Here is a 20442-nt window from a genome sequence, read left to right on the forward strand (position 1 = left end):
CCCGCCCTGGTCACCAGAGGAAGGCGCCCCCATGGTCCAAGTCGACCTTTTCCTGTCCTACGGCTTCGGCGCCGCCTTCACCCTTGCCGCCGCTCCAGCGGGCCGGGCCGACCACGCCTCGCCGCGGCAGCCGCTCACGTCGGCGCTCACTGCGACGCTGCTGTACCTGGGCCTCCTCTTCGTGCCCAGCGGGCTCTGGCTCCTGCGGCAGTTCCCCGCCTGGGAAACCATGCAGGTGAGTCCACACCCGCCCGTCTGGCTACCCGCCGCCTTTCCGGTGGGCATCACTGTGGCCGGCATCGCGGGCTTCGCCGTCACGCGAACGCTGCTGTACCGGGGCGTACCGTGGGCGGCTGTTCTGCAAGGGATCTGGCCCTCTTTCGCCGTCCACGTCATCCTCCTGTACGGCTGGGACGGCACCGGACTGCGCCGCTTCCTGACCGCCGACCCCGCACACTGGCCGGCCGCCGCCCACCAGTCGCTCAGCACGCTCGCCGCCCACTGGATCAGTACACCGGTCGCCCACACCCTGGGTGTGATGGTCGCTCTTCACGTACCCGTCATCTTCGTCCTGCTACGCCACCTGCGCGCGAAAGCCCTGCCTACCCGCACGTCCCATCCAGGCACCGCGGCCACACGCTTCGCCGGCACGATTCTCAGCGCGATGATCGTGCTCTGCGCCCTGGCCGCCATCGGCCTGATGCTTCTCGTCAACGCACTGGGCCCCGTCATCGGGCCGGCAGCTTTCGCCGCCGTTTCGCCGCTCTTCCTGCACCCGAGAGGAGCCCTGGCCCGCACCGCTGTGGCCCGATGGCTGTCCGCCCCGGACCTGCCCGTCCAGGCGCAAGGCACAGAGCCCGGCGACCCCGCACGGGTGTCCCTCACACGCTCCACCGACACCGGGATCCCTCACCATGCCCCGCCCGCTCACCCCGGCCCTGACCGATACTCTCCGCCACCTCACTGAGGGATCCGGTAGGCCACAGGTACTGAGCAGCGCGCTCACGGGAGCGTCTCTGGGCACCGTCGATACCTGCCGCGCCACCGACGTTCTCGATGCCCTGGACCGCGCCCATCGGCAGCATCACCGCTGGGCAGTCACCCCGTACTCCGCACGCCGGTCCGTCCTGCGCGGCTTCCTGCGTCTGGTCCACGCCCACCGCGACATTCTGACTCCACTTGCACAACACGCTTGCGCGCTGAGCACCCGGGACGCCGTCGCCGACCTGGGCAGCGCTCCCCGGCCACGAACAGCAACAATGGGGAGCGGCGGACCTCTCCACCCCGCTTCTCTCGTGCACCGTTCCTCGCCGGCTCCTTTCGCGCCCGTGCTCTCCTCCTCCACGGACGACGCCCGCCCCTTCACCAGCCTCTTGCGCCCCGTTTTGCCGGCGCTCGCCGCCGGCTCCTGTGTGCTGACGCAGGTCACCGAACACACGGCAGTGATCACGGCATACGTGATGGCCTTGGCGCGCCGGGCCGGACTACCAGCGGCCGTCTGGCAGCCTCTGCTCGGTGAGCGTCGCGCCACCTACGCGATGCTCACCGAGCACGCCGACGCACACCTCTTGGGATGCTGCCCGGAGCGCTACGGGTTGGCGGTCCCGCGAAACACGGTCACCGCTCCCGCGCTGATGGCCGTACGGCACGACGCCCGGCTGCCGTCCGCACTCCGGGCTGCGCTCCACTCCTGCTTCGGCACAGCAGGCAGGCTCTGCACCAGCACCCCGCTCGTCCTGGTACACGAACGCCACCACGACCTCTTCGCGAAGGAATTCACCAACGCCGTCGCTCGCGTGCCGTCGCGTTCGCCACTGGCCTCGGAGGCCGTCTTGAGCTCACTGCTCGATGAGGGGCAAGCCCAGGAACTCCGGTCGTACATCCGGGCCGCGGGCGCCACAGTGCTGCACGACGGCGGGCACCGCCCGGACCTCGCTCCCGGGATGCACGGGCCGATCGTCCTGTCTCACCCGCGGACCTGGACTCTGGACCCCGAGACGCTTCCACCCGGGCCCCTTGCCGTCATCGTGCCGTTCAGCTCATGGGCCGAGGTTCTCCATCTCGCCCGCCGGACCGGCCGTCACCTGAGTGTCCACACCAGGACCCCCGTAGCGCAGTTGCTACCGCAGTTCGCGACGCTTCCCGCGGACGACATCCAGCTGAACCCTGCTCACCGCCGGCCGACGCCCGGAGCGCTGCGCTCGCGGTTCTGAGCCTCAAAGTCCTTTCAGAGGACCCCAGTTCCCCCGATTCCCGGTTCCCGCAAGGGCCCTTTGCAAGAAGCCACTTGGGCAGGGAAATTGCAACTTCGACATGGCTCGCCGAGGCAGCTACCTTCATCTGGTCCTCGGTGGTCGCCCACGGCCGCACAGGGGTTCCTTCAGGCTGGGCCGGCCGCGACGGGATGATCCGGTCACGCCCCAGGAACCCTCGCCCCCCAAGCGTGCGAAAGCCACCGAACCGGGTCCACGCCAGGCAGTCCCAACCAGGGAGAGACGCATGCCCCATCTTGCGCTGTACACATTCGGCGTCCTGAAGTCACCTCTCGCCGATCCCGCACCTCTCACGCGCGAGTTCTACGACATCGGTGAGACCGTCTACCAGGAGATCAGTCAGCACCCCGGATACCTAGCGCATGCTGAAGTGGTAGATGCCGACCGGGGAGCGCTCTTCGAGGCGGACTGGGGTGCATGGGGAGAGTTCGCCGTACCGACCTGGTACGGCAAGGGCCAAACGCGGGAAACCACCGCCCTGGCCACGACCCTCTCACTCTGGACCGGCCTGCGCCCCGCCTTCGACGCCGTCTACACGGGTCTGCACCGTGCGGCGCTGAACAGGCGTTACGACTGGTTCGAGAGGACAGGGAACCCGAATTACGTGTTCTGGTGGGTCTCCGACGGCGTGATACCCACCTGGCAGGACGGGGTTTCCAGGCTGGAACACCTCCACGACCACGGCTCGGCGCCGCACGCCTTCACCTTCCACGACGCGTTCGCCCCGGACGGAACTCCGACCAGTAACAAAGGCATCGGGCCGCAGAGCGACCAGGTTCGCTGACAAGGAAGCAGCCTGACCCGGCTTCAGCTCAAGAGGAGCCGGGTGCGGAAATCATCGGTTGGGCAGAGTGTTTCGCGATCGCCTGAGGAAGGCCAACAGCGCCAGCACAGCCGCGCCGGCGAACCACAGCAGCTGCAGACCGAGACAGCTTCCCAGCCGCACCGATGAGAAGGCGGCGCCCGTCGCCGCCTGAAAAGTTCCGTACGAGGGGAGGAAGCGCACCGCATCGCTGCCGGCACCGCCACTGAACGCGGGGTTCTGCAGCCCGACATCCACCATGCTGATCATGGTGATCGCGAACATTCCCTCTACTTCCTTGCGCAGGACCGCACCCAAGGCGACCCCCAGCACCCCGTAGGTCGCTGAAGCGCACAACAACGCAGCGGTCATGAACCACGGCTGTTGGGGATGCCAGTACACGTGGATGACTGCGGTCGCGTACGCGCAGACCACTGTGCCGGCAAGGACGAGGGCAACCATCTTGGCCAGGACGAGGTGAGCGCGCGGACAGCCGGCGAGAACCAGCCGCCGATCGAAGTCTCCCGTGGTGAAGGTGGCAGCGAACATCATGAACCCGGCGATCAGCGTCGTGGTGTTGATGGCGCCGGCCACCTGGGAGAGCTGGTGTCCGTCCGGACGCAGCACGATGTCGGCGGCCCGCAGCCGGAACGTCGCCGGAGTGTTCGGGAGCATGAAGCCCGCCAGGGTGATCCACCCCGGAACGAAGAGCATGATCAGCACCATCGCGAAGCGATTGCGCGACTGCTCCACCAGTGCGTAACGAGTGGCAGTCGCCAGAGAGTCACTGGTCATGCGGCCGCTCGCTTCCCGGCGTGCAGGACCCCGTCGGCGAGGTGCCACAACTCGTCCAAGCGCTCGACGTCGGGCGCCAGGTGGGATACCACCAGCACCGACCGGCCCTCGTCCCGCAGCTGCCCTGCGAGATCCCAGAAGCGCAGGTAGGTGTCCCAGTCGAAGCCTTGGTAGGGCTCGTCCAGCAGGAGCACATCCGGGTCGTGCATCAGCGCGAGAGTGAGGTTGAGCTTCTGCCGTGTGCCGCCGCTCAGCTCTCCCACCAACCCATCCAGGCAGTCACCAAATCCCAGTACGTCCACCAGCTCCTCGGCGCGGCCGAGCCCGGGCAGCCGGTAGGCGCTGCGGAAGAGGTTCAGGTGCTGGCGCCCCGTCAGCGCAGGATTCAATACCGCCTGCTGAGGGCAGGAACCGATCTGACCCCGGTGCGTCACCACTCCCCGGTCCGGTCGGAGCTCTCCGGAGAGAATCCGTAGCAGGGTCGATTTGCCTGCACCGTTCTCTCCCACCACCCCTGCCAAGATGCCTCGCTCCAAGCTGAGGTCGACTCCTCGGAGCACCGGCTTGCGACGGTACGCATGGTGCACACCGCTCACCTTCATGCAATCGGTCCCATCTGTTGTGTGTGCCCAGGCCGCTCCTGCGGGCTGCAGCCCTCGCGAGGTGTGATGTTCAGCTATCCGTTGATCGTTCTGACTTACGACGGGTGGGCGAGGTCAGCGGGGCCCGGTTCTGCCCGCGATCCAGTGCCGGTGTCCCGAAGTCAACGATCGGGGCCGTTCGTGCTTCCCCGGCGGCGGCATGGCCGACTGATGCCTTTCATAGCGCACCGCTACTGGACACCGCGTCTGCGGACGGGCGGGAGGGGCCTGACGATTTGGGCATGACCTGCACGAATGCCGAAACGAGGTGCTGACGACTTCCCTCGACCGGGTCAGTCGTCTGTCGCGCCATCCACGGTCAGGTTGAATGAAGATGTGTGTGGCGAATGCCCCGTCCCTTGCCGAGAGTGGGGGTTGGGTAAATGCCGTCGATGTGGGGTTTTGCCGGTGGGATCCAGATGGTTCAGCGCTTTGTTGCAGGCCGGGATGAACAGCTGGCACAGCCGGCGGTCGAGTTCCGTGTTGTAAACCGGGAAGGAGGGGTCCTCGGTGGGCGTACCGTCGTCGTCGCGCCGTTCCACCATCCGCAGGAGTGCGAGGTTGGGCTGCCGCCAGTCGAACACCTGGAAGACGGCGTGTACCGAGTGCCCTCGCTTGCGGTGCGCCGCGCCCAGTCTCGCTTCCAGGCTGAACACCTCGCCGTGGTTCTGACCGGTCACCGCCGCATAGCTGCCGCCGGGCACTTGGTACCGCCGTACCGCAGCTCCAAGGTGGGCCAGTTCGGCGGCCGTCTGCGTCAGTGCGTCCTCGACCGCTTCGGCCGTTTCCGACGGACAACGCCAGGCTTCTGTCCCGGCCCCGGCATCTGCTGTTGTGCTGTCTCGTTCTGCTCGGAGGTATCGGACATGGCGTCTCCTCGGTGCGTCGGTGATTCGCCGGTCACCTTGCTCGCCATACGGACTGCGCCGCCAGCTGCCGCAGGTGGTGGCGCGTGTCGGCGGGGATGGACAGCCTGTCGAGGGCGGTCAGGGCTTGTTCGTACCGATCGGTGATCATGTGCTCGACGGCCAGGTCGGCGCCGGTGGCCTTCAAAATCGTGCGCACGGTATCGGCGTTGTCCTCGTCGAGGTGCGGATCGCCGTAGTGGGTGCGCAGCAGCCGTGCCTGCCTCTCGTCCGCGGCCTGAAACGCAAGGGCGATGAGCACGGTGTGCTTGCCCTCCCTCATGTCATCGAGGGCCGGCTTGCCTGTGCGGTCGGGCCGGCCCCAGACACCAAGGAGATCGTCACGCAGCTGGAAAGCCTCGCCCAGGGGAAGAGCGAACGCGCTGAGCCCGGCGAGAAGTCCGGACCGCGCACCGGCGACGATGGCACCGACGTGCAAGGGGCGCTCGCACGTGTACTTGGCGGTCTTGTGACGGATCACCGTCAACGGCACCTCCGTCTTGCCACTTGGCCGGCCACTGGCCAGGACGTCCAGGTACTGCCCGTACATGACCTCGGTGCGCATGGCATCGATCACCGGCAGGACCGCGGCCAGCCGGGTGGGGCACAGGCCGGCGGTGTGCAGCAGTTCACTGGACCAGGCCAGCGCCAGGTCTCCGACCAGGATGGCGGCGCTCACGCCGAGGTGTTCACTGTCGTCGTGACGGCGTGAAAGGCGAAAGCGGGCGGCCAGGGCGCGGTGGATGGTCGGTCGGCCCCGCCGGGTGGCAGAACGGTCCATCAGATCATCGTGGATGAGCGCGAAGGCATGGAACATCTCCAAGGACGCCGCTGTGCGGATCAGCGGGCCGATGTCGCCGCTGCCGCGGGCGGCATGCCAGCCCAGCGCACACAGGAGCGGCCGCAGCCGCTTGCCACCAGCGAAGACGAATCCATGGAGAAGCTGGGTGATCTCGTCGGGCAGCCGACCGTCCACAGCGGTCCGGGCCTTGGCGTGAAGGAAGTCGGCCAGTACGGCATCGACCGCCCGCCGAATACCCGGCAGGCCCATGCCGAGCGGTGACAGCGAGGTCGGGACCGACTTCACCACCCGGTCGCCTCGCGGCCGAGAACGCCTGCCGCCCTGTGCCGGGCCTGGTCGAACAGAGCGCCGGCAACGCTGCAGCCGAGGAGCTCGCGCACCGGAAGAAAAGTCTTGCGAACCGTCGTCACAGAACCATGTCCTCTCGCTCTACCCCCTACAGGGCGTTTGCCCACCGCCCTACCGGCGCGCAACGAGGTGTGCGAAGCACGCGGAAGCAATACAGAGCCGCACGCCCACTTCTCGTCCCACCTTGCACTCGCGCGCACCTCGGCACTTGTGCCCGGTCGGGTGCTTTTGCAATGCACGGGCGTCGCCGACCGGACTGCCCCGCACACCGCCCGGCTCTGGACAACGCCGAGCGCGCTCGACACCGGGCTGTCCCGTTCCGTAGAGGTGAGCTTAATGTGGAGGCGGGAGGGCCGTGCTGGGTGAATTGGCCACGAGTGGGGGGGCAGTACCGCCAACCGAAAGGTGAAGGGAACGCAGCCGGAGGCTCCTGCGGAGACCAACTGCACGACAGCTCATCGAGCGATGCCGCTCTTCAGTGCGCAATAGTGACCAGCGTGATCCGTGTCGTCGATGTGGGGTTAGCCTGCACGGTTGGGTCTGGGGATACTTGTGATCATGCGTATTGAGATCGATCCCCGGAACACGTCCCGCAATGACTTCTACCGGCTGCTGACCGCGACGGTGGTGCCGCGGCCGATCGCTTGGGTGTCTACGGTGGGCGCCGACGGCGGCACTCCGAATCTGGCCCCGCATTCGTTTTTCACCATCTCCGCCGTGTCGCCGCCGATTGTGCAGTTCACGTCGGTGGGGCGGAAGGACTCGCTGCGGAATGCGGAGGCGAGTGGGGAGTTCGTGGTGAACCTCGCGCCGGAGGGGTTGTTCGAGCAGATCAATGACACGGCGACGGACTTTCCGCTCGGTGAGAGTGAGTTCGAAGCGGTGGGGATCGCCACGGAGCCGAGCCGGCTCGTGAAGCCGCCGCGGGTGGCCGCTTCTCCGGTGGCGTTGGAGTGCGAGCTGCACAGTACGTTGCGCTTCGGGGACTCCACGGTTGTCTTCGGGCGGGTCGTGCACGCGGCGGTTGCCGAGGACGTCATGGCGGACGGACATCCGGACATTCGCAAGTTGCGTCCGCTGTCCCGGCTGGGGAAGGACGAGTGGGGCACGGTGGGGGAGGTGCGGGAGATCTCGCGTGTTCGGTACGCGGACTGGGAGGGGCCGTCGGCGAATCGTGGTGAAGCGCAGTGAGCCGTGAGGGATGAATCAGGGTGACTGATCGGCGTGGGAGCAGTTGATGTCCGGGAGGTGGGAGTTGATGTCTGCGCGGCGGTCGTGGGGTGCTGAGTTGGCGTGAGCGGGCCGTCGCGTCATGGCGAGTTCCGGTGGGAGCGGCGTGGTGGTCACTTCTGTGTGAGGAAGCGGGCTGACACTCTCTGTGCCTCGCAGGATTCTCGCTGGTGGGAGACGACGTGACCGTTGCGGAAGCCGCAAGTTCGGACGCACTCGCCGAGGGGAGTGCCGATGCGCGAGCCGGTGGGGGATGGGTAAGCCGGCGGCTGGCCTTGCGGGCGGCGGGGGTGGCCGCTGCGGCTACCGTGCCGGTCGTGGGTGGGGGCGCACAGGCTGCTGCGGTGACCGCTCGTACGGGGGCGGGGGAGGGGGCCGGGCGGCGGCTGCGGGCGATGACGTTCAATCTGCGGTACGCCTCCGCCGAGCGGCCGCACTCCTGGGAGCAGCGGCGTCCGGTCATGCGCGAGCTGCTGCGGCGGGAGGCGCCGCATCTGCTGGGTACGCAGGAGGGGCTCTACGGGCAGCTGCAGGACATCGCGGTGGACCTTGGGACGCGGTACTCCTGGCTGGGGACCGGGCGAGCGGGTGGCAGCCGTGATGAGTTCGCGGCGATCTTTTATGACACGCGACGACTTCGGCCCGTCGAGTTCGACCACTTCTGGCTGTCCGATACGCCGTACCTGATCGGCTCGGCGACCTGGGGCAACACCGTCATCCGCATGGTCACCTGGGTGCGCTTCCGTGACCTGGCGAGCGGTGGGGAGTTCTACGCCCTCAACACTCACCTTGATCATGCCCATCAGGGCTCGCGCGAACGGTCTGCCGCGCTCATCACCGAGCGGCTGCGCGGCATGGACGCGGCACTGCCCCGGATCGTGACCGGTGACTTCAATGTCGCGGCGCACGGGAATCCGGTGTACGAGACGATGCTGCGCGCCGGCTCGCTCGTGGATTCCTGGGACGCTGCCGAGGAGCGCAGCCCGCAGTACGCCACCTTCCACGGCTACCGGCCGCTCGTGCCGGACGGCGACCGCGTGGACTGGCTGCTCACCTCGCCCTCCGTGCGGACGCTGCGGGCCGAGATCAATGTCTTCGCGAAGGGCGGGCAGTATCCCAGTGATCATCTGCCTGTGCAGGCCGTGCTGGAGTGGTAGCCGGCGAGGGGGGAAGTGCGGGGTAAGGAGTGAGGGCGCGGGTCAGGGCTTGGTGCTGCCTCGTACGTGGAGGCCGGACAGGAGCTCGCGGGTCGCGGCGGTGATGGCGTCCACGGCCTCGTCGAACACCTCTTGGTTGTGTGCGGCGGGCGCGCGGAAGCCGGAGACCTTGCGTACGTACTGCAAGGCCGCCGCGTGCATGTCCTCCTCTGTCACATCAGGGGTGGTCGGTGGGCGGAGGGTCTTGATACTGCGGCACATGAGGCCAGTCTGCCGCGTCGTGCCGCCGGACGCGCGCGCACGGCGAGCCGCGGGACCCGCATCCCGGCTCAGGCCGCTGCGACGATCTCGTTCCGCATGGCCGACGTCCAGGCCGCGAGCAGGCGCGTGTACTCCTCGCGGTCCTCGGCCGTCCAGGCGCAACCGCGCCGAGCCCTGACGAACTGCCGTATGGAGTCGTTCACTTCGGCGGCAGTAGGGCGGACTTGACCCGGAAGTAGCTGAGTTGCGGGAGTTGCGGACATGAGACACATGTTAGGGGGAGGGACTGACAATCGACCGGGAGTTGTTTGACGGGAGGGATTGGCGGGGGTGACCGTGCGAGGAACTCCGTCAGGGAGTCTCTTCCGACGTACGTACCACGCGGGCGGGGTTGCCCACTGCGAGGACGTTCGCCGGGAGGTCTTTGGTGACGACCGAACCGGCTCCCACCACGGTGTTCTCGCCGATGGTCACGCCGGGGCAGACGATCACCCCGCCGCCGAGCCACACATTGTCGCCGATGGTCACCGGTACGCCCTTCTCCCAGCCGGCCCGGCGACGCTCCGCGTCGAGTTCATGGGTGGGAGTGAGGAGTTGAACGTTGGGGCCGATCTGGACGTTCGCGCCGATGGTGATGGGCGCGGCGTCGAGGAAGACGGCCCCGAAGTTGATGAAGGTGCCGGAGCCGATGCTGATGAGATATCCGTAGTCGCAGTGGAAGGGCGGACGGATCCGCACGTCGGCACCCACCGATCCGAGCAGCTTCTGCAGCAGCGCGTTGCGCCGGTCCGGGTCGTACGTGCCGGGGGTGAGCCCGCCGGCGGTGTTGAAGGCGGCGCACAGTTCGATGCGGCGCTCGGTGTCCGCCATGAGTTCCTGATCATCGGCGATGTACCAGTCACCGGCCAGCATGCGGTCCTTGTTCTCGCCCACGGCGCTCCTTCGTGATCGGCCCTGGTGATCGTTCCCGAGAGGATGGTCACGGTTCCGGAGCGGGGCAGGTCCGTCAAGGAGGTGGGTCGGTCAAGGAGTCACCCGGACGGGCAAACCCTTGGCGGTCGGGCATGGATAAGCGCAGGTCGGCGCCTGGGTCAGGCCGATCGTGGGCGGAGTTCCGCAGCCGGGCCGACGGCGATTGTCAGTGGCCGCCGCTACGGTGAGCAATGTTCCTATCCGAGCTGCTGGCGCTACTCGGACCGGTCCCGCTCCCTGACAGCGCGGGGGGCGGGACCACAGGAAACGGCCGCCGACGGGGGAGCCCCCGGATGCGGGTGGCCCTCGCAGGGACATTCGCAGGGGCAAGGGCAGGGGGGACGGATGAGAGCAGGCACGGTAAGGGTCAATGGCTGGCCAGAGTGCCGTCCAGGTACTGCTGTACCGGGACGAACAGGCCCTGCGGCACGTACCTCGGTATGTCAGCGTGCGCGACCCAGGCCACGGCTGCCAGCTCTTCCGGCGCCGCGACGTGCGCTTCGCCCGCGACCGCTGAGCAGGCGACGTACGACAGCAGCCGGCCCGTCTCGGGATGGAACCGCCTGCCCAGCAGTCTGATCACCTGGGACCGCAGGCCCGTCTCCTCCAGGGTTTCCCGTACCGCTGCCGACTCCGGCGTCTCGCCCGACTCGATCTGGCCGGCCGGGAACTGCCACACCAACGATCCCTCGGGGCTGCGACGGCGGATCAGCAGGACACGGTCTTCGCGTACGACCACCGCCGCGGCGATGGGCGGCCGGTCCATGGGCTCGGTCATCGGGTCCCTCCTGAGAAGTGGCGGTGTCGAGGAGTGACGGCGTCGTTGACAAGCTTGCCCCGTGATGCCGACACGGGCACATGCCGATAGGCACCGCCCGGACCCGGCGGGCTTCGGGTGTGCACATGCGGTGACTCGGGAGCACGCTGGATTCATAGGGCCCGTTGTTCCGGAGGCCCGCACCGGGCTCAGCGGGTGGACCAGCGGGGCGAGGAGGGCTCCATGGGAGGTCGCATGGACGGACGCACCGGCAAGGCGCGCAACATCTTCCTCGTGTGGCTGATCTGGCCGCTGATCACGCTCGGGATCTACTTCTTCGTCTGGTATTACAAGATCAATCGAGAGGCCCGGGACTTCGACCGGCGGCTGGACGTCAATCCGGTACTGGCGATGCTGGCCCAGCTCATCGGCTGGATCATCATCGTGCCGCCGTTCGTGTCCACCTACCGCACCGGCAAGCGGATCGCACACATGCAGCGGGCCGCGGGGCTGGAGGGCAGCTGCAACGCGTGGATCGGGCTGATCCTCATGTTCGTCGCCGGCCTGCAGGCGCTGTACTACCAGCACGAGCTGAACCAGATCTGGCGGCATTACGGCGATCCGCCGGCGGGAACGGTGGTGCCGCTGCAGCGCTGACCAGCGCTGACCAGCGACGATGTGCGACGGCGTAGGGTCGGGAGTACAGGGCGACGGGGCAGGGCCGACCGGGGCCCGGTGAGGTCGCTGCGGAGGGCGCTGCACGGCGCCAGGCGGAGTGCGGGGGCTAGGCTGCCTCGGCGTCGTCCTTGCGGATGGCTATGACCCAGGCCTCCAGCAGCTGCTCGTACTCCGCCCGCTCGTCCGGCCACAGGGGCCGGCCCGCACGTCGGCGCATGAAGGCACGGATCGCCTCGTTCGCCTCGGCGGCGGGGTCAGTGGGCATGTGTCGATGCTAGGGGCAGACACTGATAGTTGGGCTGATCAGACGATGAAAGTTCTCTTAGTAGGCGATGTCGTTACGTGGCATGCGAGGGCGGAGACGGTGGACGTGAGTCGGCCCCGGGGCGTCGTCTTCACCGCTCGGGGAGAGACGACGACTCGGGGCCGGTGGGATGAGGTGGCGGGGTGAGCTGCCTCGGAAGGTCGTTCAGCCGCCCGCGGACTCGCCGGCGTGGGGGCTCAGGACACCCGCGCTGATCAGGATGAACAGTGCGATGCCGAGCAGGACGCGGTAGATGACGAAGGGCATGAAGGACTTCGTGGTGATGAACTTCATGAACCAGGCGATGACCGCGTAGCCGACGATGAAGGCGATGATCGTCGCGAAGATGGTCGGGGGCCAGGAGACATGGCCCTTGCCGGCGTCCTTGAGCTCGTACACACCGGAGGCCAGTACGGCCGGGATCGCGAGCAGGAAGGAGTACCGGGCGGCGGCCTCTCGCGTGTACCCCATGAACAGACCGCCGCTGATCGTGGCGCCCGAGCGCGATACGCCGGGGATCAGGGCCATCGCCTGGCAGACGCCGAAGAGCAGACCGTCCCGGACGCCGAGGTCGGTGAGCGTCTTGCGCTGCTTGGCGGCGCGGTGCCGGCCGCCGGTCTCGTCGCGTGCGGCCAGGCGGTCGGCGATGCCGAGGACGATGCCCAGCACGATGAGGGTGGTGGCGATCAGGCGGAGGTCGCGGAAGGGACCCTCGATCGCGTCCTTGAGGGTGACGCCGAGCACGCCGATCGGGATGGAGCCGATGATCACCAGCCAGCCCATCTGGGCGTCGTGGTCCTGGCGCATCTCCTTGTTGCCCAGCGAGCGTCCCCAGGCCGAGATGATGCGGACGATGTCCTTCCGGAAGTAGATCAGTACGGCCGTCTCGGTACCGATCTGGGTGATCGCGGTGAACGCGGCGCCGGGGTCGTGCCAGCCGGCGAAGGCCGCGGTCAGGCGCAGATGCGCACTGGAGGAGATCGGAAGGAACTCGGTCAGGCCTTGGACGAGTCCAAGGATGAATGATTCAAACCAAGACATGGGTAGTACGCCATCCGGAAGGTGATCGTGCCGTGACCGGCAATCGTGCAGGCCGGCGGGGAATTCGGGGTGGCGGCCGTCATGTGTGCGACCGCTGTACGTGCCGGTTCGGGGGAGTGGGTCGTGGTGGTCGTCGTCCTCAGGCGGGCCCTTTGCTGGCGGAGCTGATGAAGCATCAGGCGACCCCGGAACGCGACACGGGACGCGGAGCGCGTACGTGTGCAGGCGCACGTGCGGGTCACTGATGGCACAGCTGTTCTTCGGGTGGCTCGTGGGCGGGCTGCGGCGCGATCTTGCGCCGGTCGTAGGGCAGCGTAGCGCCCCGAAGTGTCCGACAGGCGATCGGCCCGGCCCCGCGCGGTGCCGGGCGGCGGTGACGGCGGCTGCGCGGGCCGAGGGGGCGGTCGCGACGGCGGCGCGCCCGTGGCTGCGCCGAACCCGGACTGGCGCGAGGCCGGTCCGGGTTACTTCCGGTACGACGGCTGCCGTCCGGTGGTCGTCGCTCAGTGGTGCCGTCCGGTGATGCCGTCGATGCCGGTTGTCGCTCAGTGACGCCGTCGGTGCCGATTGCTCCTCAGTGGTGCTGTCGGTACCGGCTGAAGCCCGCCGCCGGCTACCGCCGTTCCAGGGCCGGTGCCAGCAGGTCGAGTGCCTGTTCCCAGCGGAAGAGGCGACGGCCGCCGCCCGTACGGGGCTGATGCGGCGCGTAGTCGCCCAGCAGGACACCCATGCGGCGCAGCCGGGTCAGGCTCTGTGCATAGGCGGGGTGCGCGGCCTGCGCGGCGTTCAGGTAGGGGAGCGCCGCGATGGGAATGCCGAAGCCGTGGGCTTCGCACAGGATGCCCAGGGCGAGCGTGTCGGCGATGCCCTGCGCCCACTTGTTGATGGTGTTGAACGTCGCGGGGGCGACCGCGATCGCGTCGGCGGGCGGTAACGGGCGTGGCTCGCCCGGCGTACGCCATGCCGACCGCACGGGATAGCCGGTCTGCGCCTCGATGGCCGCCGCGTCGACGCACTCCCGGCCGCGTGGCGTCGCGATGACGCCGACGCGCCAGGTGCGCTGCTGCGCGGTCGTGATCAGCTTGCTGACGTCGTCGGCGATGCCTGCGGCACAGAGGACGACGTACAGGAACGGCTGTCGGCCCATGGCGGTGGGGGAGGGGCCGGGCGCGGCGGGGACGGTCGGGGTGACCGAGGGGGTCGGGGAGGCCGACGGGGTCGAGGCACCCGATGCAGCCGGGTGACTGCCCCCGGGTGTCGTCGGTGCGCCTGGCCCGCCTGGCCCTTCCGGCCGGTCCTCGGCCTCCGTACGGTCACCGGAACCGGCCTCTCCCCGGCCGTCCCCGCCGGTCTCCGCCGTGCCGCTCTCCCGGCTGTCCTGGCAGATCACGCCGGTGCTCCCAGGCGGCGGCTGAAGAGGTGCAGCTCCGGGAGGGCGCGGTGGCGGTCGCGGGCGGCCATGTCGGCGACCATTTCGCGTACAGCGGGTCGGCGGATGTCCTGGGAGGCGCAGCGTTCGGCGATCCGGAGCGCCTGAAAGGCGTCGGCGAGCTTGCCCTGCTGGCTGTATGCACGGGCCACGTCCACCCACAGCCCCGCGCGCCGCTCCGGTACGGGGATGTTCCGGCGCATGAGGGGGCGCGCGGCCTCCAGCGCCTGCCCCGCGTCGCCGAGCGAGACGGACGCGCTGACGGTGTGCAGCTCCACGTTGGTGGGGCTGAAGTTGGCCCAGGCGTCCGGCCGGTCGTGCGAGACGTACCGGGCGACCTCGCGCGCCTCGTCCAGCAGTTCGCGGGTCGCCGCCCGGTCGCCGCTGCTGCTGGCCGCGGTGACGCCGCGCAGCAGCATCAGCCCGACGGCGGCCAGGTACTGCGACGAGCGCCGGTCGTAGGACCCGCAGAGCTGGTCCGCGGTGTGCCGGACGATCGCCACGGCCTGCGCGGCGTGCTTCTCGCGCACCAGGACGTGGGCCTGTACGCGGACGCTGGACGCGAGGACCACGGGGTCCTCCGAGCGTTCGGCCTCCGCCATCGCGCGGCCGACCGCGAGCCAGGCGTTCCCGTGGTCGCTCTGCTTGAGCAGCAGGCCCGCCGCGGTCTGGTACGCCGTGGCAAGCAGGCCGGAAAGGTGCGGAACGTCGGCCGAATTGTGGTCGGCGGCGTTCCGCAGATCGGCGATCACGCCGGGGATCGTGCCCTCCAATTCCTTGTAGCTGCAGGTGCTGAACAGCCGGCGGACGGTGCCCACCCGCTCCTTCAGCTCGGCGAGTTTCAGTGCCGGCCTGGCGGGCGTCCTGCCCGGGCCGGGGAGAAGCGAACGGACCAGCTCGTCATGGGCGACGGGGGCGGGTACGTCGGGCGTCGCGAGCGCAGCGATGCTCGCGGCGAGGAAGGTGCGGCGGTACATGTCCTCTGCCTCAGGGTCGGCGGTGCTTGCATCCGGGGAGGCAGCAAGGCCGAGACTGTCCAGCGGAATACCGAGAACCTGTGCGACTTCTCGCAACAATCGGGTGTCTTCGGTGCCCCGGCCGCCTTCCAGGCGGCTCACTTTCGACTGGTGATAGCCAAGGGCTCTGGCGACATCCGCTTGCGAGCGCTTCTTCAGCACCCGCGCCCGGCGGATCACCTCGCCCAGCCGCTTCGCTTCACTTTGTGCGTCGACCATGTGTGCCACGGCCCCTTTGCCGCCGCCGATCCTGACTGCTCAACCGAGCGTAATGAAACCATAATCGAGAGTGATGCAACTCCTGCATAAGTGATGCATCGCCGACGTCCGATCTGGCCACAGCGGCCACATCGCTGCTTGCCTGAGTGGCCCACTCAGTCAGGAGGCCACTCATGCAAGCGCACGGGCTCAGCTTCTCCGTGCCTGGTACGCCCGCCGCCGCAGCAGCAGCGCGGCGCCGGGTAGTGAGCGACTTACGGAGCTGGAGCGTGCAGTTCGACGCCCAGTCACTCCAGAACGTCGAACTGGTAACCAGCGAATTGATCACCAACGCGGTCCAGCACGCGGGGGGTGACTCCGTTGCCGTCAGCGCCCGATTACACGGTGAGGCCCTGCTGATCGAGGTCTTCGACTCCAGTGCCGAGCTGCCGAGCGCGGGCCTTGCGGACCTGGACGACGAGGGCGGGCGAGGGCTGTTCCTCGTCGCGGCGTTATCCCTCGACCACGGTGCCGAGCGGACGCCGACGGGCAAGCGGTGCTGGGCGGAGATCCCGGTCGGCTGGGTACCGCGTACGGACACGCACACGTCGTCCGGGGGTGGCACGGCGGCGCACATGGCCGGTGCCCGCGTTCCGCTCCGGTGCGTCTGATGCGGCGGGGACGGAAAAGGGGAATGGCGCGTACCGCGTTGGCGATTGACCGGAACTGAACGAAATTACGGGAATGCAGTTCGCCGTTGGCGATGCGGGCTCACTTGTCGCTCACGGCGGGGGGAATGGGGCGTATTCCGGGGCGCATTCAGCGGCGCATCGACATCCGAATGGTTTCCGGCCCGGAGCGGAAAAGGCATTCCAGATGTCGGTGCAGATGCTTGTACGAATTCCGGTGCGCGTGCACGAGTGAATGCACGTGCGTACGCATGTCGTGCGCGTACTCGGGTCAGGATGCGTACTCGGGTCAGGATTCCGATTTTCCACGCAGGGCGCCGCGCTTCCACCATGCCACGGCGACCGCCGCCAGGCCCGTGACGGCGATGAAGCCCATCGAGATCAGGAACGCGGGCGAGGTGGGACTGGACGCCTGCGCGCCGGCCACGACGTACGCGGCGGTGTTCGGGATGCTGCCGATCCCGGTCGCGAGCAGGAACGCGGGCCACCGCATACGGGACACCGCCGCGCAGTAGTTGGTGGCCGCGAAGGGCAGGCCGGGGAAGAGCCGGATGGCCAGCATCGAGCGGAAACCGTGCCGGCTCAACTGGCGGTCGGCCGCGGTCAGCCAGCGGGCACGGAGCAGCGGGCGCAGCGCGTCCTGGCCGAGCAGCCGGCCCAGGCCGAACGCGAGCCCGGAGCCGAGCACCGTACCGATCAGCGCTGCCGGAGTGCCGATCTGAGCGCCGAAGAGCGCGCCCGCCGCGGCGTTCAGCACGGGGCGCGGAACGAAAGCAGTCGTGCACAGGCCGTAGGCGACCGTGAACAGCACCACGGCCGTGCCGCCGGAGAGCTGCGGCGGCCACCCATGGGCGAGCAGGCGCTGCGGTTGCCATACGACCATGGCGACCGCGGCGCAGGCGAGCAGGGCGACCAGCAGCCCCAGCCGGGACCACGGGGACAGGAGGAGCCGCGTACAGCGCACGGCGAAGGCGTCGGGCGGGGCAGCGGAGTCGAGCATCAGGGGAGCGTAACCGAACCGGGTGTCAGAACGGTGTAATAAGTGTGTACGGGTGACCGAGGGTGAGGGACGGGGCGGGGACCGCTGCAACAGCGCGCCTGCCACAGCCCGGTGCCCCGCAATAATTCGCTCGACGCGGCGGCATTCGCCCGCGATCCTTTGTGGCATGACCCGGTTCGCCTGCCACGCGCTGAGGTCCGCTGCCGCGGACGCGCCGCAGGCTGCCGTGATTCCGCACGCCGCTGCCTCGGCAGCCGTTTCCTGCGCCGCACTCGACGGCGTCCGAAGCTGACCCTTCCCGGACAGTCCGGCGGGCCCCGCAGGGGGAGGGTCGGCCGGGCCAGGGGGTCCGTACGGCGGCCGAGCCGCCGTCTCACCGCAGCACCGCGCCACCGCAGCGCCGTCATGCCTGCCCGGGCGCGCGAGGAGATCACGTACCCATGTCGCACACTCCTTCCCGCACTCCTTCCCCCAACCCCGCCCGGGCCCGCGCCCGCAGCGCGGCCCCCGGCGCCAAGTCGGCCTACCTGCGCACCAAGCCGCACCTCAACATCGGCACGATCGGCCATGTCGACCACGGGAAGACCACGCTGACCGCCGCCCTCACCAAGGTCCTGAGCGAGCGCGGCAGCGGTACGTACGTGCCGTTCGACCGCATCGACCGGGCCCCGGAGGAGAGCGCCCGCGGCATCACCATCAACATCGCGCACGTCGAGTACGAGACGAGCACCCGGCACTACGCGCACGTGGACATGCCGGGCCACGCCGACTTCATCAAGAACATGGTCACCGGCGCGGCGCAGCTCGACGGCGCGATCCTCGTCGTCTCCGCGCTCGACGGGGTCATGCCGCAGACCGCCGAGCACGTGCTGCTGGCCCGGCAGGTCGGCGTGCGGCACCTGGTCGTCGCCCTGAACAAGGCCGACGCCGGCGACCCCGAACTCACCGACCTGGTGGAGCTGGAGGTCCGCGAGCTGCTGAACGCCAACGGGTACGACGGCGAGCACGTGCCGGTCGTCCGCGTCTCCGGGCTGCGCGCCCTGGAGGGCGACCCGCGCTGGACGGCGGCCATCGAGGCACTGCTGGACGCGGTGGACACGTACGTGCCGACTCCCGAGCGGTACGTGGACGCGCCCTTCCTGCTCCCGGTGGAGAACGTGCTCACGATCACCGGACGAGGCACGGTCGTCACGGGCGCGGTCGAGCGCGGCCGCGTACGCAAGGGCGACCACGTGGAGATCGTGGGCACGGGGGACGCGGCGCGCTCGACGGGACACGGCGCGGGCACGGGCGCGACGTCCGTGGTCACCGGCCTGGAGACCTTCGGCAAGCCGATGGAGTACGCGGAGGCCGGCGACAACGTGGCGCTGCTGCTGCGCGGTGTGGCCCGGGACGCGGTCCGCCGAGGCCAGGTGATCGCGGCGCCGGGCAGCGTCACTCCGTACCGCGCGTTCACCGCCGATGTGTACGTGCTGTCCACGGAGGAGGGCGGCCGGCGGACGCCGCTGTCGACCGGGTACCGGCCGCAGTTCTACCTCCGCACGGCCGATGTCGTGGGTGAGCTGGACCTCGGGGAGCGCGGTACCGCGCGGCCGGGGGAGACCGTCCACGTCACCGTACGGCTGGGTCGCGGTATGCCCGTGGAGCCCGGCCTCGGCTTCGCCATCCGCGAGGGCGGCCGCACGGTGGGCGCCGGGACGATCCGGAGCCTGCTGCCGGACTCCGGGCTGCTGGACGTCGGTCTGCCGGACTCCGGCATGCCGGACGTGGGCTGACAGTGCTTCGGGAGGGCCTCGGGACGGCGAAGCAAAACGTCCCGGGGGCCTCCCGAAGGGGCTCACGCGCTGTCCCGGCGAGCCCTCCGCGGTGCCGTACTGTGCGGTCGCGCGTGCACCTGCACATCCGCACTCACGTGCAATTTCTCGTGCGGGAGCGCGAGTGTACGGATGTGCGGGCCGGGTCCGGATGGGGCCTGTCGGCGGCGCGTTCCCGATGGAAGACTGCACGTCCGGCGGACCCTTGTGGCACCGGGTTCCCGGGGCCCGGCACACAGGGCCCTCGCGGCGCTCACGAGGCCCTCGCGGCACTCGGAGCAGGGGACCGCCGACGAGCGAGGAATGTCGGACCATCGAGGAACGGGAGAGCGGCACGCATGGCGGGTACGGCGTTGGTGCTGGGCGGTGGCGGGCTGACAGGCATCGGCTGGGAGATCGGGATGCTCGCCGGGCTGGCCGAGGCGGGGGTGAACCTCTGCACGGCCGATGTCGTCATCGGCACGTCCGCGGGATCCCTGGTCGGCGCTCAGCTCACCTCCGGGCAGCTGACGTTGGAGGAGCTGTACGAACGGCAGCTGGCCGGTGCTTCGAGCGGCCCGTCGGTCGGTGCATCCGCAGGCACCGCCGGCATCGCACAGGGCGGCGGCGCACCGGCCCGGATGGGCGCGGTGTCGATGGCCCGGTTCGCGGCCATCGCGCTGCGGTCGCGGGACGCGGTGACCTTCGGTGCGCGGATGGGACGGCTGGCGCTGGCCGCGCGTACGGGGCCGGAGAACACCCAGCGTGCGGTGATCGCCGGGCGGCTGCTGTCCCAGGAGTGGCCGGCCAGGCGGCTGATGATCACGGCCGTGGACGCGTACACGGGGGAGCGCAGCGTCTTCGACGGGGGCAGCGGAGTGAAGCTCGCCGACGCGGTCGCCGCGAGCTGTGCGGTGCCGGGTGTCTGGCCGCCCGTGACGATCGGGGACCGGCGGTGGATCGACGGCGGCGTCCACTCGTGCGCGAACGTGGACCTCGCCGCGGGGTACGGACGCGTCGTCGTGATCGCCCCGATGGCGTCGGGCGGCGGCCCCGTCACGCCGCCCCGCACGCAGGCCGCGCGCCTCGTGGCGGACGGCGCCGAGGTGCTGGTCGTCACGCCGGACCGCGCCGCGCGGGCGGCCTTCGGCCGTAACGTCCTGGACCCGTCCAAGCGCGCGGCGGCGGCCCGCGCCGGCCGCGTCCAGGCCGCTGCCCATGTCTCGGAGGCGGCCCGGGTGTGGACGGGCACGGACGGGGGCTGACGGCCCGCGGGGCGACGGCCACTGCCGGGGACGTGGTCGGGCGCGGTGCTGCGTACGGAGGTGCGTACGGAAGTGCGTGCACGTGA

The 20442-nt window shown here is 69.3% G+C and carries 22 protein-coding genes; 9 read left to right on the forward strand and 13 right to left on the reverse strand.

The annotated features are described in order from the left end of the window. Positions 1 to 31: 31 nt before the first annotated feature. The 3 genes from ACZ6WH_RS02850 to ACZ6WH_RS02860 all read left to right on the forward strand — a co-directional run bounded on the left by ACZ6WH_RS02850 (position 32) and on the right by ACZ6WH_RS02860 (position 3057). Positions 32 to 967, forward strand: a complete 936-nt coding sequence (locus ACZ6WH_RS02850) for a hypothetical protein (protein ID WP_469725489.1) — start codon at positions 32 to 34, stop codon at positions 965 to 967. Then, positions 915 to 2213 (forward strand): aldehyde dehydrogenase family protein, encoded by a 1299-nt coding sequence (locus ACZ6WH_RS02855; protein ID WP_469725491.1) that lies wholly within the window; start codon positions 915 to 917, stop codon positions 2211 to 2213. The genes ACZ6WH_RS02850 and ACZ6WH_RS02855 overlap by 53 nt, the downstream gene beginning before the upstream one ends. A gap of 286 nt (positions 2214 to 2499) precedes the next feature. Next, positions 2500 to 3057: a DUF3291 domain-containing protein gene (locus ACZ6WH_RS02860; protein ID WP_469725493.1), complete on the forward strand. Its 558-nt coding sequence runs from the start codon at positions 2500 to 2502 to the stop codon at positions 3055 to 3057. A 51-nt stretch (positions 3058 to 3108) separates the two neighbouring features. On the opposite strand, the gene ACZ6WH_RS02865 is transcribed toward ACZ6WH_RS02860, so the two are convergent. The 4 genes from ACZ6WH_RS02865 to ACZ6WH_RS02880 form a co-directional block, all read right to left on the reverse strand. After that, positions 3109 to 3870, reverse strand: coding sequence for an ABC transporter permease (locus tag ACZ6WH_RS02865; RefSeq protein WP_469725494.1), 762 nt, complete (start codon positions 3868 to 3870; stop codon positions 3109 to 3111). Continuing rightward, positions 3867 to 4472 (reverse strand): ABC transporter ATP-binding protein, encoded by a 606-nt coding sequence (locus tag ACZ6WH_RS02870; protein ID WP_469725496.1) that lies wholly within the window; start codon positions 4470 to 4472, stop codon positions 3867 to 3869. The genes ACZ6WH_RS02865 and ACZ6WH_RS02870 overlap by 4 nt, the downstream gene beginning before the upstream one ends. A 332-nt stretch (positions 4473 to 4804) precedes the next feature. After that, positions 4805 to 5215 carry a hypothetical protein gene (locus tag ACZ6WH_RS02875; RefSeq protein ID WP_469725497.1) on the reverse strand — a complete coding sequence of 137 codons (411 nt, stop codon included), beginning with the start codon at positions 5213 to 5215 and terminating at the stop codon, positions 4805 to 4807. A gap of 196 nt (positions 5216 to 5411) precedes the next feature. Then, complete coding sequence (locus tag ACZ6WH_RS02880) at positions 5412 to 6506, reverse strand: polyprenyl synthetase family protein (protein WP_469725498.1); 1095 nt, start codon at positions 6504 to 6506, stop codon at positions 5412 to 5414. A gap of 618 nt (positions 6507 to 7124) precedes the next feature. Between ACZ6WH_RS02880 and ACZ6WH_RS02885 the strand changes: the two genes are divergently transcribed. Continuing rightward, positions 7125 to 7757: a flavin reductase family protein gene (locus ACZ6WH_RS02885; RefSeq protein ID WP_469725500.1), complete on the forward strand. Its 633-nt coding sequence runs from the start codon at positions 7125 to 7127 to the stop codon at positions 7755 to 7757. Between the two features lie 383 nt (positions 7758 to 8140). Then, entirely contained in the window at positions 8141 to 8953 is an 813-nt protein-coding gene (locus tag ACZ6WH_RS02890; RefSeq protein WP_469725501.1) for an endonuclease/exonuclease/phosphatase family protein, read from the forward strand. A gap of 42 nt (positions 8954 to 8995) precedes the next feature. Here ACZ6WH_RS02890 and ACZ6WH_RS02895 read toward each other — a convergent pair whose 3' ends face one another. The 4 genes from ACZ6WH_RS02895 to ACZ6WH_RS02910 all read right to left on the reverse strand — a co-directional run bounded on the left by ACZ6WH_RS02895 (position 8996) and on the right by ACZ6WH_RS02910 (position 10964). After that, positions 8996 to 9214: a DUF2277 domain-containing protein gene (locus tag ACZ6WH_RS02895; protein WP_469725503.1), complete on the reverse strand. Its 219-nt coding sequence runs from the start codon at positions 9212 to 9214 to the stop codon at positions 8996 to 8998. Between the two features lie 68 nt (positions 9215 to 9282). Beyond that, positions 9283 to 9417, reverse strand: coding sequence for a hypothetical protein (locus ACZ6WH_RS02900; protein ID WP_469725504.1), 135 nt, complete (start codon positions 9415 to 9417; stop codon positions 9283 to 9285). Between the two features lie 148 nt (positions 9418 to 9565). Continuing rightward, a complete protein-coding gene (locus ACZ6WH_RS02905; protein ID WP_469725506.1) occupies positions 9566 to 10147 on the reverse strand; it encodes a sugar O-acetyltransferase in 582 nt (193 codons plus the stop codon). 406 nt (positions 10148 to 10553) lie between these two features. After that, positions 10554 to 10964, reverse strand: a complete 411-nt coding sequence (locus ACZ6WH_RS02910) for an NUDIX hydrolase (protein ID WP_469725508.1) — start codon at positions 10962 to 10964, stop codon at positions 10554 to 10556. Between the two features lie 222 nt (positions 10965 to 11186). On the opposite strand from ACZ6WH_RS02910, the gene ACZ6WH_RS02915 reads away from it, so the two are divergent. Continuing rightward, positions 11187 to 11600 (forward strand): DUF4234 domain-containing protein, encoded by a 414-nt coding sequence (locus tag ACZ6WH_RS02915; protein WP_469725509.1) that lies wholly within the window; start codon positions 11187 to 11189, stop codon positions 11598 to 11600. 127 nt (positions 11601 to 11727) lie between these two features. Here the strand turns inward: ACZ6WH_RS02915 and ACZ6WH_RS02920 are convergent, their stop codons facing one another. From ACZ6WH_RS02920 to ACZ6WH_RS02935, 4 genes are all read right to left on the reverse strand, one after another. After that, the gene (locus tag ACZ6WH_RS02920; RefSeq protein WP_361551598.1) at positions 11728 to 11886 is read right to left on the reverse strand and encodes a hypothetical protein; all 159 of its coding nucleotides are present in this window, start codon (positions 11884 to 11886) and stop codon (positions 11728 to 11730) included. Between the two features lie 204 nt (positions 11887 to 12090). Beyond that, on the reverse strand, positions 12091 to 12966 hold the full coding sequence (locus ACZ6WH_RS02925) for an undecaprenyl-diphosphate phosphatase (protein WP_432849998.1): 876 nt from the start codon (positions 12964 to 12966) through the stop codon (positions 12091 to 12093). A gap of 613 nt (positions 12967 to 13579) precedes the next feature. Beyond that, positions 13580 to 14113: a flavoprotein gene (locus ACZ6WH_RS02930; protein ID WP_432849997.1), complete on the reverse strand. Its 534-nt coding sequence runs from the start codon at positions 14111 to 14113 to the stop codon at positions 13580 to 13582. A gap of 239 nt (positions 14114 to 14352) precedes the next feature. Continuing rightward, entirely contained in the window at positions 14353 to 15630 is a 1278-nt protein-coding gene (locus ACZ6WH_RS02935) for a helix-turn-helix domain-containing protein (RefSeq protein ID WP_469725511.1), read from the reverse strand. A gap of 173 nt (positions 15631 to 15803) precedes the next feature. Here ACZ6WH_RS02935 and ACZ6WH_RS02940 point away from each other — a divergent pair, with 173 nt between their 5' ends. After that, a complete protein-coding gene (locus ACZ6WH_RS02940) occupies positions 15804 to 16280 on the forward strand; it encodes an ATP-binding protein (protein ID WP_469725512.1) in 477 nt (158 codons plus the stop codon). Positions 16281 to 16587: 307 nt separating this feature from the next. Here ACZ6WH_RS02940 and ACZ6WH_RS02945 read toward each other — a convergent pair whose 3' ends face one another. Continuing rightward, positions 16588 to 17298 carry a TVP38/TMEM64 family protein gene (locus ACZ6WH_RS02945; protein WP_432849993.1) on the reverse strand — a complete coding sequence of 237 codons (711 nt, stop codon included), beginning with the start codon at positions 17296 to 17298 and terminating at the stop codon, positions 16588 to 16590. 440 nt (positions 17299 to 17738) lie between these two features. On the opposite strand from ACZ6WH_RS02945, the gene tuf reads away from it, so the two are divergent. Together tuf and ACZ6WH_RS02955 are read left to right on the forward strand one after the other, a co-directional pair. Further along, complete coding sequence (tuf, locus tag ACZ6WH_RS02950) at positions 17739 to 19073, forward strand: elongation factor Tu (protein ID WP_469725514.1); 1335 nt, start codon at positions 17739 to 17741, stop codon at positions 19071 to 19073. A gap of 377 nt (positions 19074 to 19450) precedes the next feature. After that, positions 19451 to 20356: a patatin-like phospholipase family protein gene (locus ACZ6WH_RS02955; protein ID WP_432849991.1), complete on the forward strand. Its 906-nt coding sequence runs from the start codon at positions 19451 to 19453 to the stop codon at positions 20354 to 20356. Positions 20357 to 20442 lie beyond the last annotated feature (86 nt).

It is taken from the genome of Streptomyces sp. NPDC050806 (assembly GCF_055586425.1).